The sequence below is a fragment of the Aureimonas sp. N4 genome, assembly GCF_001463925.1.
In the GTDB taxonomy this organism is placed as follows: Bacteria; Pseudomonadota; Alphaproteobacteria; order Rhizobiales; family Rhizobiaceae; genus Aureimonas; species Aureimonas ureilytica_A.
Genome location: NZ_BBWS01000046.1, coordinates 275,711 through 293,859, shown reverse-complemented (window position 1 = coordinate 293,859; position 18,149 = coordinate 275,711). Strand labels below are relative to the sequence as shown.

The 18,149-nt window shown below is 66.8% G+C and carries 10 protein-coding genes; 3 read left to right on the top strand and 7 right to left on the bottom strand.

Going from position 1 to position 18,149, the window contains the following annotated elements:
• Positions 1-88: 88 nt before the first annotated feature.
• Positions 89-1,000 carry a glycosyltransferase family 2 protein gene (locus AUL28_RS15570; protein WP_062218438.1) on the top strand — a complete coding sequence of 304 codons (912 nt, stop codon included), beginning with the start codon at positions 89-91 and terminating at the stop codon, positions 998-1,000.
• A gap of 150 nt (positions 1,001-1,150) precedes the next feature.
• Here AUL28_RS15570 and AUL28_RS15565 read toward each other — a convergent pair whose 3' ends face one another.
• The 7 genes from AUL28_RS15565 to AUL28_RS15535 form a co-directional block, all read right to left on the bottom strand.
• On the bottom strand, positions 1,151-2,041 hold the full coding sequence (locus tag AUL28_RS15565) for a DMT family transporter (protein WP_062234357.1): 891 nt from the start codon (positions 2,039-2,041) through the stop codon (positions 1,151-1,153).
• Between the two features lie 412 nt (positions 2,042-2,453).
• Complete coding sequence (locus tag AUL28_RS15560) at positions 2,454-3,512, bottom strand: Gfo/Idh/MocA family protein (RefSeq protein WP_062234269.1); 1,059 nt, start codon at positions 3,510-3,512, stop codon at positions 2,454-2,456.
• Complete coding sequence (locus AUL28_RS15555) at positions 3,509-4,294, bottom strand: ThuA domain-containing protein (RefSeq protein ID WP_062234265.1); 786 nt, start codon at positions 4,292-4,294, stop codon at positions 3,509-3,511. Before AUL28_RS15555 ends, AUL28_RS15560 begins: the two co-directional genes overlap by 4 nt.
• A 178-nt stretch (positions 4,295-4,472) precedes the next feature.
• Complete coding sequence (gene treY, locus AUL28_RS15550) at positions 4,473-7,196, bottom strand: malto-oligosyltrehalose synthase (protein ID WP_062234262.1); 2,724 nt, start codon at positions 7,194-7,196, stop codon at positions 4,473-4,475.
• Complete coding sequence (malQ, locus tag AUL28_RS15545) at positions 7,193-9,049, bottom strand: 4-alpha-glucanotransferase (protein ID WP_062234258.1); 1,857 nt, start codon at positions 9,047-9,049, stop codon at positions 7,193-7,195. Before malQ ends, treY begins: the two co-directional genes overlap by 4 nt.
• The gene (gene treZ, locus AUL28_RS15540) at positions 9,042-10,925 is read right to left on the bottom strand and encodes a malto-oligosyltrehalose trehalohydrolase (RefSeq protein ID WP_058598893.1); all 1,884 of its coding nucleotides are present in this window, start codon (positions 10,923-10,925) and stop codon (positions 9,042-9,044) included. The genes malQ and treZ overlap by 8 nt, the downstream gene beginning before the upstream one ends.
• A gap of 161 nt (positions 10,926-11,086) precedes the next feature.
• Positions 11,087-12,274 carry a zinc-binding metallopeptidase family protein gene (locus AUL28_RS15535; protein ID WP_062234255.1) on the bottom strand — a complete coding sequence of 396 codons (1,188 nt, stop codon included), beginning with the start codon at positions 12,272-12,274 and terminating at the stop codon, positions 11,087-11,089.
• 194 nt (positions 12,275-12,468) lie between these two features.
• Here AUL28_RS15535 and AUL28_RS15530 point away from each other — a divergent pair, with 194 nt between their 5' ends.
• Both AUL28_RS15530 and AUL28_RS15525 read left to right on the top strand, forming a co-directional pair.
• The gene (locus tag AUL28_RS15530) at positions 12,469-15,786 is read left to right on the top strand and encodes a transglutaminase family protein (RefSeq protein ID WP_062234253.1); all 3,318 of its coding nucleotides are present in this window, start codon (positions 12,469-12,471) and stop codon (positions 15,784-15,786) included.
• On the top strand, positions 15,776-18,148 hold the full coding sequence (locus AUL28_RS15525) for a circularly permuted type 2 ATP-grasp protein (protein ID WP_244493538.1): 2,373 nt from the start codon (positions 15,776-15,778) through the stop codon (positions 18,146-18,148). Before AUL28_RS15530 ends, AUL28_RS15525 begins: the two co-directional genes overlap by 11 nt.
• Position 18,149: the final 1 nt, after the last annotated feature.

Genomic DNA, 18,149 nt, shown 5'->3' with positions numbered 1-18,149 from the left:
CAGGCGTGCTTCGTGATTTGGGATGGGCTTTCGAAGGCCAATCCGCATCGCTAGGAGCCGATGGGACGTAGATCGGATCGCTTTTGGCATGACGGACCTTGTCATCGGGATACCAACCTTTCGGCGCCCCGCCCTTCTGACCAAGCTGCTCGAAAGTCTCCGGCCGGAGATCGCCGGGCGTATGGTGACGGTTCTCGTCGCCGACAATGATTGCGATCCCGCGATCGAGGCGCTCGTCGCCGCCTTTCCGCGCGAAGGCGGGCAGCGCTTCGTCTATGTACCCGTCTCCGAACGCGGTCTGTCTCCGGTTCGCAACAGCCTCGTGGACGCGGCCTTGCGCGAGGCGCCGGACTGGCGGCGGCTCATCATGCTGGACGATGACGGGCATGTGGCGGAAGGCTGGCTGGCGACCCTGCTCGGCTGCGCCGATGCCTACGAGCCGCATCTTCTGGGCGGCCCGGTCGAGGGTCTGCTCCCGTCCGATGCCGGGCTTTTCGCGCGCAACAGCATCTATGCCAGCCGGCGCGGCACCAGAACGGGGCCGACCAAGCTCCTGCGCGGCGCGCAGAACCTTCTGATCTCGCGCCGCCTGCTCGACCTCGTGGAACGCCCCCTTTTCCGCAACGCCTATAAATCCTCCGGCGGAGAGGATTACGACTTCTTCCGCCGGGTGCGCGCGGCGGGTGGTGAGATCGTCTGGTGCGAGGAGGCCGTGGTCTACGAGCCGACGCCGACCCCGCTACTGCGCACGGCCAAGGTGCTGGAGCGCTACTACACGACCGGCATCTACATGGCGAAGATCGACCAGAGCTATGACGGCGCGGGTGCGGCCTGGCGCTTGGCCGTGAAGGGCAGTGTCGGTTCGCTCGCCCGTCTCGCCCTGTCGCTGCCACGGCTGCGCAAGGATCCGATCGCCAAGAACCTCCTGTCGGTCGCCCATCACGCCGGCCGCCTTGTCGGCATGGTCGGCGGCAACACGTCCCGATACGCCAAGCGATAGGTCAGGCGCAGCGCGCTCTCGGACCCTCGATGCTGCGCGTCAGTCACGCTCCCCAAAGCAGCGCGCCGCTTCGCCCTCTCACAAAAAAGGCCGCGCTTCCGTTCCCATCTGGGAGGAAGCGCGGCCTTTGCGTTTCGAGCGAAGGGGCGATCAGGCGCCGAGCGAACCGGCGGGCTTGGGCAGAGCGGGCACCACGCGCCGGTCGTCGCCGCCGCTGAGCGTCATCATTCCGCAGAAGCCGACCAACGCCATGCCGGCGACGGCCAGCGGATCGGGGAACTCGCCGAAGAGCACGGCGCCCAGAAGCGCGGCCCAGACGATCTGGCTGTACTGCGTCGGCGCGATGCGGCTGGCAGGCGTCAGGCGGGCCGCGACCACCATCGTGATATTGCCGATGCCCGCGCACAGGCCGCCCACGACCAGGATCGGCCAATGCTGCACGGACGGCATCACGAAATGCGGGATCATCAGGAGGCCGTTGGTCAGCGTTGCCGCCGTCAGCACGCCGCCCACCAGCGTCAGGCGCTTTTCCGTCTGCCCGAGCGAGCGCAGGAGAATGGCGCTGAGCGCGCCGCTGAAGGCGCACACGATGGCCGCGAGATGGCCGAGCGTCAGCGCGTTGAAGCCGGGGCGCACGACCAGCATGACGCCCGCGAGGCCGCCGAGCAGCGCCAGCCAGCGCGAGGGGCCGACCGTCTCCTTCAGGAGCAGCATGGAGAGAATGGCGACGAAGACCGGAAGCAGGAAGATCAGCGAGTAGGCTTCCGCCATCGGCAGATGGGTGAAGGCGTAGATCGCCGACATGCCGCCGACCGTGCCGGTCGTCATGCGCGCCAGAACCATCCAGGGGCGATGCGGGCGCAGGATCGAGCGCCAGCTCTCATCGGCGCGCTTGGACAGAAGCGCGGGCCCAAGCGCGATCAGCGAGACGAAGAAGCCGATCTCGAACACGGGAAGCTGGCTGCCGAGCAGCTTTCCGGCCGCGTCGGAACAGGAATAGGAAAAATACGCGAGGAACGCGAGGAGAATGCCGGACTGCATCGGATGCGACTTTGCAAAAAAGGAAAGGCCGGCATCGCGAGCGGACGATCGTTTGCCCTTGCGGGCGCGCATTCGGGACGGGGAGGTCGGCAGGCACATCATGGCACCTGGGCCTTGATAAATCCTTTTCCTCGCCGCGCCGCAACGCCCCTTCGCCACACGTAGCGATCATATAATCTTACGCTGTCACGCGCGGCGTGATGACACAGTGCGCCCCGTCAAACTGCGGCAAAACCAAGGAAAAGCGCGTGGCGGAAATAAGAAATCGGAGATGATGCTAGGACAGCGCGCCCGCGCCCGTCACCCCTTCCGACAGACGCAAAAGTTACGAACCTCCACTCGACTTCGCACCTGCAAAAAGGGCGGATGCGTCACCGCACCCGCCCTCAAAGATGCCATGGGATGTCGGCACTCAATCGACGGCCAGCATCCGCCCTTCCGCATCCGACACGAAGCAGAGGTCGAGAAGCTTCTGGATGCCGGCGGCATGGCGGAAGTTCGGCTGGCCATTCTCGCCCGACAGAAGCGCCATGGCGAAGCGGTGCTCGTTGCGCGGCGTCACCGGGCAGTCCACGCGAACCCAGGTCTGCGTTTCCATATCGGCCCCGAGGCAGGCTTCGAGGCGCGAGTCCTGATGGTTGGCCCAGATGCGTAGCGCGCCCCGCTCTCCGTAGATGGCGAGGTTCAGGTCGTTCAGATTGCCCGTGGCATAGCGCGACATGTGCACGACGCCGAGCGCGCCGTTCGACATCTCGACCGTCATGGCGACACTGTCGTTGACATCCAGCTTGTAGGCGCCGATCGCCCCGCCCTCGGCCTTGTCATAGGTTTTCATGCGCGCCTGAAGCGCCGCGAAGTCGAGCCCGGTGCCGAAGCTCACGAAGTCCAGAATATGAATGCCGATATCGCCGAGTACGCCCTTCGAGCCATGCTCGGACGACAGGCGCCACAGCCAGCGTTCGTCCGTGCGCCAATCGCCCCAGTGGCCCGCAGTCAGCCAGCTCTGGAGATAGCTCGCCTCCAGATGCCGGATCGTGCCGATGCGCCCGTCATCCACCATGCGCCGCGCCATCTGGATCGCATGAGCATTGCGATAGGTGAGGTTCACCATGTTGATGAGCCCCGCCGCCTCTGCAGCCTCGGTCATCGCCATCGCGTCGGGAAAGTTCACCGCCAGGGGTTTCTCGCAGAAGACCGGCTTTCCGGCGGCGAGAAGTTGCAGCGTCGTCGGCTTGTGAACGCCGTCGGGCGTCGAGTTCACGGCCGCGTCGAACTCACCCCAGCTGATGGCGTCGGCCAGCGAGCCGAAGGTCTGCGGGATGGAATGCTCGAGCGCGAAGAGACGGGCGCGCTCGATATTCGTATCGACCGCCGCGACCACCGTCATGCCGGGGGTGGAGGAGAAATGCTCGGCATGGCGGGCGGCGATGCCGCCCGTGCCGAGGATGAGGATGCGCCGTTCCTCGCTCATCGATAGCCGGCCTCGCCGGCCTTGTGGAGCGAGCCGCCCTTCTTCTCGATCTTTTCACGCGCCTGATCGATCGGCACGTTGGGTGCCTCGGCCACCTCGCGCCAGGGCTTGGCGGGATTGTAGGCCCAATGGACGGCATTGCGCAGAACGCGGCGAATGTTGGGATCGTGATAGATCGGATAGGTCTCGTGGCCGGGCTCGAAATAGAAGATGCGTCCCGCCCCGCGCTGGTAGGTGAGGCCGGAGCGGAACACCTCGCCGCCCTCGAACCAGGAGACGAAGACGGTCTCCAGCGGCTCGGGGACGAGGAAGGGCTCGCCATACATTTCCGAGTTCGGCAGTTCGATCGCCTTGTCGATGCCTTGCGTGATCGGGTGGCTCGGATTGATCACCCAAAGCCGCTCGCGCTCGCCCGCCTCGCGCCAGCGCAGCGAACAGGGCGTGCCCATCAGACGTTTGAAGATCTTGGAGAAATGGCCCGAATGGAGGACGAGAAGGCCCATGCCTTCATGAACGCGCTGCGCCACACGCTCGACGATCGCGTCCTCGACCCGGCCATGCGCCTTGTGCCCCCACCAGACGAGAACGTTTGTGGCATCGAGCTTCTCCTGGGTCAGCCCATGTTCGGGCTCTTCCAGGGTCGCGGTGGAAAGGGTCAGCTCGCCATCCTCGGCCAGCCCGTCCGCGATGGTGCGATGAATCCCGTCCGGGTAGATCGATCGGACGGTCTCGTTTTCCTTTTCGTGCAGATATTCGTTCCACACGGTCACACGGATCGGCATCCTGGCTTCCCTCCTCCTCGGCCCGTCGCGGGATGGTCCGCGTCGTTCTCAGCCTGATATGAACGGCCTTCGGGACTGAAACCTTCGCGATGAATCGGACCTCATTGCGACCGCTTCAGTCCCCTGCTCGTGTCGCATCACAGGGTGGCCGGAGCATGGACCCGACCACCCGAATGCGTCAGTCGGCCAGAAGCAGCGCCACGGGCAGTTCGGACAAGATGTCGGCGAGTTTGAAGCTGGCCCCGCTGCCGACCTCCCTGCTCGCCAAGATGTCCTCGAAGCGCGCCCCCGCCAGGTGAGACGGCAAACGAACCGCCGTATCGCCCCAGTCGGCCGCCTCCAGCATCGGGATTTCGGCGCCCTCACCCAGAAGCTGCAAGGCGAGACGCGGCGCGATCGTCACCGCGACATGGCCCTCGTTGTCGGTGCGCGCGAAGGCGACCACATGGTCCGCCTTTGCGCCCGTCACCTCCAGCGGGATATAGCGTCCCTTGGTGAACAGCTCGGGCGCGCGGATGCGGGCCTTCAGTGCGGCAGCGGTGAGCTTGGCCTTCACGCGCCCGTCGCGCCAATGCGGCAGGCTGGCCGCGATCGTCTCGCCGTCTTCCATCGCGCGCTGACGGGCGGCGAAGTCGATCTTGCGGCGATTGTCCGGGTCCACGAGGCTGAGATCGTAGAACTCGGTGCCCTGATAGATATCGGGAACGCCCGGCGCTGTGAGCTTGATCAAGGTCTGCGACAGCGAATTCAGCGCGCCGGCCACCACAAAGGGCTGCGACTGCTTCCAGAAGCGAGCCAGAAGATCGCCCGTCTCCTTCTGCGAGAGAATGGCCGAAACGAAGCCTTTCAGCGCGCTTTCATAGGCCTCGTTGGGCGCGGTCCAGCTCGTATAACGCTTGGCCTCGCGCACCGCCTTTTCGGCGAAGGCCAGAAGCCGGCTTTCCAGTTCCTCACGCAGCTTGGCGTCCGCCGGGTCGAAGTCGGCGGGGATGACGCCGAGCAGCGACTGGTAGAAGCCCCATTCCGTCGCGGGGTCGGGCGAGACATGGCTTTCGCCCATGGCGGGGTCGCCCATGCTCTTGCGCCAGGGCTGCATGGCCTCGGCCATGTTCTTGACCAGCGCGGCCCAGCGCTCGGGCGCTTCGCTCAACGTGTAGAGGCGCGCGCGCGCGTCCTCGCCGCGCTTGGTGTCGTGGGTGGAGGAGGCCATGAGCCCTTCGGGCTGGTCCTCCAGCCGGATCGCCATGTCCTCGTGGAAGCGCTCGGGCGAACTGCCGTAATGATCCGGCTCGCCGCCGACTTCGTTGAGCGCGATCAGACGGTTGTAGCGATAGAAGACCGTGTCCTCCACGGCCTTGGCCATGACCGCGCCGGTCGTCTGCTGAAAGCGGCGGGTGAAGTTCAGCGCGCCCGTGACATCGCGCCCATCCTCGAAATTCAGCTTGAGCAGGCGTCCGACGAAGTCGATCGGCTCGTCGGCCTCGACCTTCCGGGTTCCCTTGGCGCGCTCCACCGTCTCGTCGATGACGATGATGTCGTCCTCCGGCACGCCCGCCACGCCGCAATAGGTGCGATAGACCGGCAGGGCGGTCGCCACCTCGACGATCGACCGGCTCATGTCGTCGCGGCCGAAATCGCGCGTTTCGAGATCGCTCGCCGCGACCTGCATGGCGGTTTCAGTCAGAACCTGAAGCTCGCCGGCGAGATTATGCGTGAAGATCGCGCGCTTCTGGTCCGCGATCATCGCCCGCAGGTCTTCGTCGCCGCCGACGAACTCGGCATAGGCGCGTGTCATGGCCTCTTCCCGCGCGCCATCGACATAGAGGCCCGAAACGGCGGTGATGAACTCGTAGCCTGTGGTGCCAGCGATGTTCCAGCTTTTGCGCAGGCGCTCCGGCCCGGTCAGGATCTTCTCGACATGGATCGCGACGTCGCGGCGCAGCGCCTCGAAGCCGGCAGCGAGTTCCGCCAGATAGCCCTTGGGGTCAGCCACGCCGTCCACATGGTCGATGCGGATGCCGTCCAACCGGCGCTCGCGCGCGAGCTGGTAGATCGTGCGGTGCGAGTCGCGGAAGACGCGGCGCATTTCCTGGCGCACGCCGATCAGATCGGCGATCTCGAAGAAGCGGCGATAGGAGAGCTTCTCACGCGCCAGACGCCACCAGGCGAGGCGCCAGGCCTGCGCCTCGTGGAAGACATGCAGCGCGTGGCGGTCGGCGTTCAGCGCCTCGATGCCGGCCTTCAGCGCGGAGAGGAAGGCGGGGTCGGCGACATGCTCGGCAAAACGCTCGCCCAGTTCCTCGCCATCGGCCGGCACGGCGGCGGAGAAGCGACGCACCAGACTGTCGCGCTCGGGGTGATCCACGAAGGAGAAGACGTGGCTCAGCGTGCGCGGGTCCACCGGCAGGCCATAGCCATTGGCGGAGAAGCGGACCTCGCCCCGATCCTCGTCGTAGACGACCTCCAGCGCGCCGCCCCGCAGCGCCTCGCCATAGGGCGTACCGAGGGTCGGGATGAGGATTTTCTCCTCGTCCCAGGAAATGTCGAAGGTCTGCGCATAGCGGCTTTCGCGGCCCCAGCGCAGGACATCCTCCCACCAGCGGTTCTCCTGCGAGACGCCCATATGGTTCGGCACGAAGTCGAGAATCAGGCCGAGATCGGCCTTCATCAGCTGATCGCTCAAGGAGCCCAGCCCCGCATCGCCGCCCAGTTCTTCCTCGAAGCGGTTATAGTCCACGACATCATAGCCGTGGGTGGAACCGGGTGAGGCCGCGAAGACGGGCGAGGCGTAGAGATGGCTCGCCCCCAGCGTCTTGAGATAGGGCACGAGCCCCTCGGCTTCTGAAAAGCCGGTCCCCTCGCGGAACTGCAGGCGATAGGTCGCGATCAGCGGACGGCTCATGGGGTCTCCGGTCTCTCGTCGCGCATCGCGCGAGCCATGGCTTGGAAGCGTTCGTCGGCGGCCAGATCATCCAGACGGATGTCGGAGCGAACGCGCCAATTGGGGTATTCGTCGGTCGTGCCCGGCAGGTTGGGCTGCTTCTCGGAGGCGATCATGTCCTCCACCTGCACCGCAAAAAGCATGGAGCGCGTGCGCGCGCCGAAGCGATGGATCGCGATCGCTAGCTCAAAAGGCAGGCGCTCCGGCAGGTTCGCGCCTTCGTTCGCCGCGTGATAGTCGGGCGGCAGGAGCCGCTCGTATTGCAGCGCGGCCAGAAGCGTGCGCCGGTCGCGGTCGCGCTCGGCCAGATCGCGCTCGGTGGCGGCGGCGTTCTGCCGGCCGGTTTCGGAGCGCAGCCGAACGTCGGAGCCATGCCACCAGCCCGACAGCGTGGCGAGGTCGTGGGTCGAGATACAGGCGAGCGAGGCCTCGGGATATTCGCCTGTCGCCTTGAACAATCCGTCCTTCCAACGCTCGAAATAGAGAACCTTGTAGGAGAGGATATGGCTGTCGGCCATGGCCTCGCGGAAGCCTTCCGGCACGGTGCCCAGATCCTCGCCGATCACGAGGCAGTTCGTGTCCTGCGAGACGCGGGCCAAGGCATCCACCATGGCGCCGAGAGGATAGCGGACATAGCCGCCGCCTCCCGAATTCGTGCCTTCGGGAATCCACCAGAGTCGCGCGAGGCCCATCGCATGGTCGATGCGGATCGCGCCCGCATGTTCCATGAGACCGGCATAGGCGGCGGCGAGCGGCGCGTAATGGCGCTCGGCGAGAGCCTTGGGCGAAAGCGGTGCCAGACCCCAGTCCTGCCCGTCCGAATTGAACATGTCGGGCGGCGAGCCGACACGCGCCGCGCGCACCGTCAGCGCCGGATCGGCCCAGGTCTCCGCGCCATCGGGCGAGACGCCGACGGCGAAGTCGAGATAAAGGCCGATGCGCATTCCGGCCGCCTTGGCGCGGCGCTGCGCCTCGCCCAATTGCCGGTCGCAGAGATATTGCAGCCAGATGTGGAAGCGGATCGCGTCTTCATGGCCCGCCTCGAAGGAGGTCACCGCTTCGCCCGTGCGGTCGCGCAGTTCCTCCGGCCAATTGTGCCAGCCGGCGCTGCCGCCCTCCGCGCGCATGGCCTCCGAGATCGCCTCGAACAGGGCGAAGCCGCGCAGCGCGTCGCCGCCCTTCTCGGTGAAGGCGCGGAAGCTTTCGTCGGATGTGAGCCCATCCTTGGCGCTCGCATAGACCTCGCGCAGCAGCGGCACCTTCACGGCCGAGACAGCGGGATAGTCCACCAGCTCGCCATCCAGCCCTTCGAAGAGGTCGGGCTTCTCGGCGCGCAGGGCCGCGATGGCCGCCTCCCCGCCTTCGATCGTGTCGATCGCGAGATAGAACGGATTGATGAAGCGGCGCGTCGAGGGGGAATAGGGGCTGTAGCGCCCGGCATCGGCCAGGAAGAGCGCATGAAGCGGATTGACGCCCACGAAGGACGCGCCGGTCTGCGCCGCGACCTCGGCCAACCGTGCCAGATCCTCGAAATCGCCGATGCCGAGATTGCGCTCCGAGCGCAGGCTGTAAAGCTGGCAGGTCACACCCCAGGAACGGCTCGACGCCAGCCCCTCCGGCAGGGCGCAGGCAAGACTGGGCTTCTGCTCCTCGCGGGCAAAGCCCCCTTCCTCGCCCCCTTCTAGATCGACCTGAAGCGCGCTCAGGAGGCCGGACTGCGCGGCCGCGTCGATCGCCTTGGGCTCGCCCATTTCCGAGACATATCGGATTTGAATGCCGTGGCTTTCGGCCAGGGTTTCGAGGCGCTCATTCATCGTCAGGCTCCGCGATCAGGAGCGTGTCGGCCAGGATGGCGATCACGCAGGTCGCGCACATCGTACCTTGCGAGAGTGACTCGAAGGCGTTCTTGTGGTTGGTGTAGACGCATTCCGCGCCTTCCAGCGCGCCTTGGTGGAACGCACCTTCCACATCCCAGGCTTCGTCGGCCAGATTGACCACGAGATGCCAGAAGCGGCCGGGTTGCAGCTCCCAGGCGACCACGAAGCCGAGCCCTTCCACCATCGCCATGCCCGTGCCGCCCTGCACCTTGTCCAGAAGCGGAACCAGGGTCTTGGCGCGGATGCCGAGCAGCTTACGCGTCACCTGAAGGCGGCGCTTGTGGATGGGCTGGGCAAGGCGCGTCCAGTCGAGGCGCGAGACCTCGAAGGTGCGCTCGTCATTGGGGTCGGGGAAGATGTCGGCCGCTTCCGGGTCTTCGAAAGCGGCGAAGCTCTTGAACTCCTTCTTGCGCCCCTTGGACACGGCATTGGCAAGTTCGCCGTCGAAATCGGTGAAGAAGCAGAAGGAGTTGGTGTCGCCGAACTCGTCGCCCTGGAACATCAGCGGGATCTGCGGCGAGAGCAGAAGAATCGCCTGAAGGCAGTCATAGACACGGCCCGAGGTGAGCGAGCGCATCCGGTCGCCGAAGGCGCGGTTGCCGATCTGGTCGTGGTTCTGGAGGAAGTTGACGAAGGCGGTGGGCGGTAGTTCGGAGGAATCGGTGCCGACGCGCCGCTCGCGATGCTCGGACTCCTGCCCCTGAAACACGAAGCCGGTGGCGAGCGCGGTCGCCATCTGCTCGGCCGAGTTCGGGTCGTAGTCCCGGTAATAGCCTTCCTGATCGTTGGTCGCGATCACGTGGGCCGTGTGATGGAAGTCGTCGTTCCACTCACCCGAGACGAGCGGCACCGAGCCGTCCTCGCCGCGCTCGATATGCCATTTGATGTTGCGATCGTCCTCGGTGGTGATGTGGACGTGGCGATCCGTGACCGTCTCGCGCACCCGCATCGCCAGTTCCTTGACGAAGGGCGTGTCTGTCGTGTCCTTGATGGAGTCGATCGCGTCGAGCCGCAGCCCGTCGATCTGGAACTCCCTCAGCCAATAGAGCGCATTCTCGATCATGAAGTCGCGCACCGGCGCTTCGTCATAGGCGATGGCCGCGCCCCAGGGCGTCGAGATTTCCTGATGGAAGAACTCGGGCAGGTATTCCGGGAGATAGTTCCCGTCCGGGCCGAAGTGATTGTAGACGACATCGAGGAAGACCATGATCCCGCGCTCATGCGCGGCGTCCACGAGCTTCTTGAGCCCTTCCGGGCCGCCATAGGCCTGATGCGGCGCATAAAGAAGAACGCCGTCATAACCCCAGCCGCGCTGGCCGCCGAACTGGGCGACGGGCAGAAGCTCGATCGCGGTGATGCCGGTCTCGCGCAGGTGCTCCAGCTTGGGAATGATGGCCTCGAACGTGCCTTCGGGCGTGAACGTGCCGACATGCAGCTCGTAGAAGACGCATTCCTGCCAGGGGCGGCCCTTCCAGTCGCCGGTGCGCCATTCATGCGCCTTGGGATCGACGAGGCGCGAGAGCCAGTGGACGTCGCCCCCCTGGGCGCGGGCTGCCGGGTCGGGCCGCACCTTGCCGCCGTCGAAGCGGAAGCCGTAGCCATCCCCCGGCTGCACCGTGTCGGTCACGAGTTCCCACCAGCCGCCCTCGCCGCGCGCCATGGGCTCGAAGCTTTCGCACTGGAAGTCGTCGGACTCGGCGCTGGCGACCTCGACGCTTTTCGCGCTGGGCGCCCAGATGCGGAAGCGCGCCTTGCCGTCCTCGTAATGTGCGCCCCAACTCAGGTCGAAAGAGAAAGTCGTGCCAGCGTCCATGAGGGCTCCGCCATTTCGCAACATGTCATGAGATGCGGCCCGTCTCGCAGATGCGAGGGGCCGCGGATCGCGCCTGACCTAACTGGGGCGCACGGGGACAAGGGCAGGACCGAGGCGAGGAATTTTTCCGGTCGCCCCAGCCCTTTCCCGTCGGGACCGGATCAGCCGGCCGCAGCGAGGGCCTGCGGCTCGGGGGCGGCCTGCGGCTCGTTGGCGGCGTTGGACTGGCGACCCATGGCCTCGGCCGCCTCCGACAGACCGTTTGTCTCGCTCGCCGAGCTGTTCTGACCGACCCGCCCATGCACGAGATCATGGATGAAGCCGAGTTTGCCGACGACGGTCGGCGACAGGACGAAGGGGTAGAGGTCTGGCAGGCCCATGGCGCGGTTCATGGAGTTCAGCGCCTGGCTGAGCGCCAGCCAGGCGTCGGCGATCTCCTCCATGGTCGTGTTCGGATCGTAGACCTTCACGTTGAGGTCCGTCGTCAGGATGCCGTCGCGGTCGAGCCGGGGCTGGATGGCGATGCCGTAGGAGCCGCCGACCTCCAGCGTGTCGATGATGTGGAGATAGTGCGCCCAGGTTTCCGCGAAGTCCTCCCAGGCGTGGGAGCCGGCATAGGCCGAGACGTACTCGTCCTGCCAGTTGAGCTTCGGCCCGTTGTTGTAGTGGTTCTGAAGCGCCTGCCCGTAATCCTCGCGGTCGTCGCCGAACACGGCGCGGCACTCGTCCAGAAGATTCCCGTCGCGCACGAGAATGTCCCAGTACCAATGGCCGACTTCGTGGCGGAAATGGCCGAGCAGGGTACGGTAGGGCTCGCCCATGGCGGTGCGGCGCTGCTCGCGCTCGGCATCGTCCGCCTCGGCCAGCGCCACCGTGATGATGCCCTCGTCATGCCCGGTCATCACCTTCTGTCCCGTCGCTGGATCGTCGGCCAGGAACTTGAAGCCGAGACCCTCGGGATGCTCGTCGCGGGTATAGAGCGGCAGGTTCAGACGCAGCAGGGTGTAGAAGAGGCGGTGCTTGGCCGCTTCCATCTTGGCCCAGAGCGCCTGATTGTCGGGGTTCGAGAGATCGGGGACCATGAGATTGTGCCGGTCGGCCACGCACATCCGCTCGCCGGAGTCGGCCGGCACGAGCCAGTTGCAGACGCCGTATTGGTAATTGTCGCAGTAGCGCCAGTGCGAGCCGTCGCTGCCGCGACCGACCGAAAGCCAGCCGTCATCGGCCGCTTCCAGCGCCAGGACGCGGTTGGAGCGTGGCTCGTAGCCGAGCGCATGACCGCAGCGCTCGCAAACCACATTGTTGAAGAAGACGACCTGATCGCAGGACGGGCAAGAAAAGAGCTTCATGAGGAGCGTTCCTGGGCGGCCGGGAGGGGCGCGGATTCGCCGGCTCAACTCCAGTGTGTGACTCCGGTTCCGCAGCGCACCCGATTTCGAACACAATTTCCATCAAACGCCGCGCTTTGTGCGCCGCGAAGGTTTCCAGCAGGCCCCGGGAATGCCTATGCTGGCGCGTCGACCGTTCATGCGTAAGGGATCAGATGCCAATCCTCGCTGCCCTCCGCCACCTGACGCATTACCGCTATGATCGCCCGGTCACTCTGGGTCCTCAGAGTATCCGGCTGCGCCCCGCGCCTCATTCGCGCACGCGCACCCCGGCCTATGCGCTGCGCATCGAACCCGCGAACCATTTCGTCAATTGGCAGCAGGACCCGTTCGGCAACTGGCTGGCACGTGTCGTCTTCCCCGAGAAGGTGCGCGAGTTCCGCATCGAGGTCGATCTCCTCGCCGACATGACGGTGTATAATCCGTTCGACTTCTTCATCGAGCCCTGGGCGGAGGAATTCCCCTTTGCCTATGGCGACGATCTCGCCGTCGATCTGAAGCCCTATCTGGCGCTCGAACCGGCCGGGCCGAAGCTTCAGAGCTTCCTCGAAACGGTGGATCGCACGCCGCGCCGCACGGTGGATTTCCTCGTCGATCTGAACCGGCTGGTCGAGCAGCGCGTCGATTATCTCATCCGCATGGAGCCGGGTGTGCAGACGCCCGAGGAAACGCTGGAAAAGGCCTCGGGCTCCTGCCGAGACTCCTCTTGGCTGCTGGTCAACACGCTGCGCCATCTCGGCCTCGCCGCGCGCTTCGTGTCGGGCTACCTGATTCAGCTGAAGCCCGATCGCGTGGCCATCGACGGGCCGGCCGGCACGGCGGTCGATTTCTGCGATCTCCATGCCTGGGTCGAGGTCTATGTGCCGGGCGCGGGCTGGATCGGCTTCGACCCGACCTCGGGCCTGATGACCGGCGAGAGCCACGTGCCGCTGGCGGCCACCCCCCATTATCGTTCCGCCGCGCCGATCGCCGGCGGGGTGGATTTCGCAGAGACCGAATTCGACTTCGCCATGGAAGTGACGCGCGTTTCCGAAGCGCCGCGCGTGTCCAAGCCCTTCTCGGACGAAAGCTGGGAGGCGCTGGACGCCCTGGGCCTGAAAGTCGATGGCGATCTTCAGGCGATGGACGTGCGCCTCACCATGGGCGGCGAGCCGACCTTCGTCTCGATCGACGATTTCGAAGGCGCGGAGTGGAACGCCGACGCGACCGGCCCCCGCAAGCGGGGCCTCGCCGACGGGCTCCTGCGCCGGCTCCAGACGCGCTTTGCGCAAGGCGGCTTCCTGCACCATGGGCAGGGCAAGTGGTATCCCGGCGAATCCCTGCCGCGCTGGACCTATTCCCTCTATTGGCGCAAGGACGGCCAGCCGATCTGGCGCAACCCCGCCCTTTTCGCGCCGGAAGAGGGGGCGCCACCGGCCGTGGCCGACGATGCACGCGCGCTTCTGGAGGGCGTCGCCGCGCGGCTGGGTGTCGAGCCCGGCAACGCTTTGCCCGCCTATGAGGACCCGTCCTACTGGCTGGTGCGCGAGGCGCAGCTGCCCGAGAACGTCTCGCCGGACAATTCCAAGCTCGAAAACCCGGAAGAGCGCGCGCGCCTTGCCCGCGTCTTCGACCGGGGGCTGAACAACCCGGTCGGCTATGTCATGCCGGTTCAGGCGTGGCAGGCGCTGCCCGCGCGCTGGATGTCGGAGCGCTGGTCGACCCGGCGCGGCAAGCTCTTCCTCGTGCCAGGCGACTCCGCGCTCGGCTATCGCCTGCCGCTCGCCTCCCTCCCCTATCTCTCGCCCGCCCGCTATCCCTACACGCATCCGGCCGACCCGATGCAGCGCCTGCCCGAACTGCCCGAGCGCGAAATCCTGGGTCAGGTGCAGAAGCGCATTTCGCAGGCCGACCCGGCTCCCGCCTGGTCGCCCCCCGAGCCCGGCCCCGAGGCCGAGATCGGCGGCTATGTGCGAACAGCGCTCGCCATCGAGCCGCGCGACGGCATTCTGCATGTCTTCATGCCGCCGCTGGAATCGGCCGAGGCCTATCTCGATCTTCTCGCCGCCGTGGAGGACGAGGCGGAGGCGCTCGGCCTCTTCGTGCGCATCGAGGGCTATGCCCCGCCCTTCGACCCGCGCCTGAACGTCATGCGCGTCGCGCCGGACCCCGGCGTGATCGAGGTGAACGTGCATCCAGCCGCCTCCTGGGGCGAGGCCGTCGCGATCACGCAAGGCGTCTACGAGGACGCGCGCCAATCGCGGCTCGGCACCGACAAGTTCATGGTGGACGGGCGTCATGCCGGCACGGGCGGTGGCAACCATGTGGTGATCGGCGGGGCGACGCCGCTCGACAGCCCCTTCCTGCGCCGGCCCGACCTTCTGAAGTCGCTGGTGCTCTACTGGCAGCGCCATCCTTCGCTGTCCTACCTCTTCTCCGGCCTCTTCGTCGGACCGACCAGCCAGGCCCCGCGCATCGACGAGGCGCGCCATGACGGGCTCTACGAACTGGAAATCGCGATGGCGCAGGTGCCCTCGCCCGGCGAAGGGCTGGCCCCGCCGCCTTGGCTGGTGGATCGCCTGTTCCGCAACCTCCTCGTGGACGTGACGGGCAACACGCATCGCTCGGAAATCTGCATCGACAAGCTTTATTCGCCCGATGGGCCGACGGGCCGCCTCGGCCTCGTGGAGTTCCGCGGCTTCGAGATGCCGCCAGACGCGCGCATGAGTCTGGCCCAGCAGCTTCTGATCCGCGCGCTGATCGCCAAGTTCTGGCGCGAGCCGCAGTCCGGGCGCTTTGCTCGCTGGGGCACGCAGCTTCACGACCGCTTCATGCTGCCGGCCCTGATCTGGGAGGATTTCCTCTCGGTTCTCGCCGATCTCGACCGCTCGGGCTATCCCGTCCGGCCGGAATGGTTCGAGGCGCAATGGGAGTTCCGCTTCCCCTTCTGCGGCGAGGTCCGCCACGAGGGCGTGCGGCTGGAACTGCGTCAGGCGCTGGAGCCCTGGCATGTCATGGGCGAAACGGGCGCCATCGGCGGCACGGTGCGCTTCGTGGATTCCTCGGTGGAGCGGCTTCAGGTCCAGGTCGAGGGCTACGATCCCGCCCGCCATATCGTCACCTGCAACGGCCGGCCCGTGCCGCTCGGGCCGACGCAGACGGTCGGCCAGTTCGTCGGCGGCGTGCGCTTCAAGGCGTGGCAGCCGGCGTCCGGCCTGCACCCGACCATCCCCGTCCATGCGCCGCTGACCTTCGACATTTACGATCGCTGGTCGGGCCGCTCGCTCGGCGGCTGCGTCTATCATGTCGCCCATCCCGGTGGGCGCTCCTACGACACGTTCCCCATCAACGCCAACGAAGCGGAGTCGCGCCGCCTCGCGCGGTTCGAAGCCATTGGCCACACGCCGGGGGCCTTCCAGCCGCCTCAGGAAATCCCCGATCCGAGCTTCCCCCATACGCTCGATCTCAGACGACCGGCCTTCCTTGCTGTCTGACCTTGCCAAGCCCAAGCCGGCCAGCGTTCTGCGCCGCTACGACGAAATGCGCGCGGAGGACGGCTCGGTGCGCCCACATTACCGCGCCCTCCTGAACGCGCTCGACGGTCTGAGCGAGGCCGAGCGCGAGGGGCGATTTCGCACCGCGCGCCAATATCTGAGCGAGGCCGGCGTCTTCTATCGCGTCGGCGCGGAAAGCCGCGAGCGCTTGTGGCCGATCGCCTTTCCGCCCGTCGTGATCGAGGCGGAGGAATGGCGGCGGCTGGAAGCGGGCCTGCGCCAGCGCGCGCTCTATCTCGAAACGCTCCTGGCCGATCTCTACGGCGAGCGGCGCATGGTGCGCGAGGGCCATCTGCCGGGCGTTTTGCTGGCCAGCAATCCCGAGTTCCTGCGCCCGCTGGCCGATCAGGGCCGCGCCGGTCGGCCGCTCATCCGCTTCATCGCCATCGATCTCGGCCGCGCGCCCAACGGGCGATGGCATGTGATCAAGGACCGCACGCAGGCTCCTTCGGGCTCGGGCTTCGCGCTGGAAAACCGCGTCGCCACCTCCCGCGCCTTTCCCGATCTGGCGCGCGCGCTGCATGTGCGCCGCCTCGCCGGCTTCTTCGGGCGCTTTCGCGAAACGTTGAACGATCTCAACGGCACGGAAGGCGCGCGGGTCGGCCTCCTGACGCCCGGTCCCCTCAACGAGACCTATTTCGAGCATTCCTACCTCGCCCGCTATCTCGGCTTTCACCTTCTGGAAGGCGGCGATCTCGTGGTGCGCGGCGACGAAGCCAAGATCCGCACCGTCGATGGGCTTCGCTCGGTGCGTGTTCTCTGGCGCCGCCTCGACGCCGACTATGCCGATCCGCTGGAGCTTCACGCCCAGTCGCGCATCGGCACGCCCGGCCTGGTCCGCGCCATCCGCGCGGGCAAGCTGGACCTCGTCAACGCGCTCGGCTCCGGACTTCTGGAAACGCCGGCCTTCGCGCCCTTCGAAAACGCCATGGCCGAGGCGCTGATCGGCGAGCGGCTGCAGCTTCCCTCCGTCGAAACCCGCTGGCTGGGCGATCCCTTGTGGAAGGATTTCGCTCAGGACCTGCCCTCCGGCTGGCGGCTGGCCGAAGCCCTGCCCGCGCCGTCCGGCCCGCACAAGTCGCTTGATGAGTCCACGCTGGTTGAGCGCGCTCGCGGCGGCGATGCGGATATCGTGGCGACCCGCTCCCTGCCGCTGTCCACCGCGCCCGTGTTCGGAGACGCGGGGCTGGAAAGCCGGCCGATCACGCTGCGTGTCTTTCTGGCGCGCGGCGAGGACGGGTGGGACGTCATGCCCGGTGGCTTCGCACGCGCCGCGCATGAGGAAGACGGCAGCGCGCTGGCGATCGCGTCGGGCGGGCGGTCGCTCGATGTCTGGGTGGCGGGCGACCCGGACGAGCGGCCCGTGACGCTGCTCGGCGCGCGGGGCGAGAGCTATCAACGCCGCCTGCCGGGCTCGCTTCCCGCCCGCGCGGCCGACAATCTCTTCTGGCTCGGCCGCTATGTCGAGCGGCTGGAGGTCGCCTTTCGCCATTGGCGCGCCGCGATCGCGCGCGCGGAGGCAGGCGAAGACCCGGCGCCCGTGGATGAGGCGCGCATCTCGCTCCTGCGGATTTCGGGCGTCGGCTTCGGCGGCGCCGATCCGATCCATGGCTTGAGAGACCATGCCGACAGCGCCTTCCAGCTGGCCTCGCGCATTCGCGACCGCTTCTCCCCCGACGCCTGGCGCGCCCTCGCCGAGATCGCCGATCTGACGGGCGAGGCGCTGCGCCAGCCCTCGGACGAGCGCGACGACACGCTCCTGGCCGGGCGGGTGCTGACGCGGCTCGCCGGCTTTGCCGGCCTCGTCCACGAAAACATGTACCAATTCATCGGCTGGCGCTTCCTCGAATGCGGTCGGCGGCTGGAGCGCCTGTCGCAGACGGCGGGGGCGGCGAGCGCCTTTCTGGCCGCGGGCGGCGACGGCGTGTTCGAAGCGCTTCTGGAATTCACCGATAGCCGCATGACCTATCGCCGGCGCTTCTCGGTGGAGCTCGGGCCGGACACGGTGCTCGACCTCGCCCTGCTCGACCCGCTCAACCCGCGCTCGCTGACCTTTCAGGCGCGCACGCTCGAAACCGTGATGGCCGATCTGCCGGGCAATCACGCAGGCGAAAGCCTCGACCCCGCCTCGCGCCGGCTGGCGCGACTGCTCGTGCGCCTGCGCACCGCCGAGCCGCGCGAGGTCACGCCCGCCTTTCTGAGCCGCGTCGCGCGGGACGGCTTCGAGATTTCCGACCTTCTCTCGCAGCGCTACTTCGCCTTGGCGCCGCGCGGCGCGATCGAGCGTCAGGACACGGAATAGA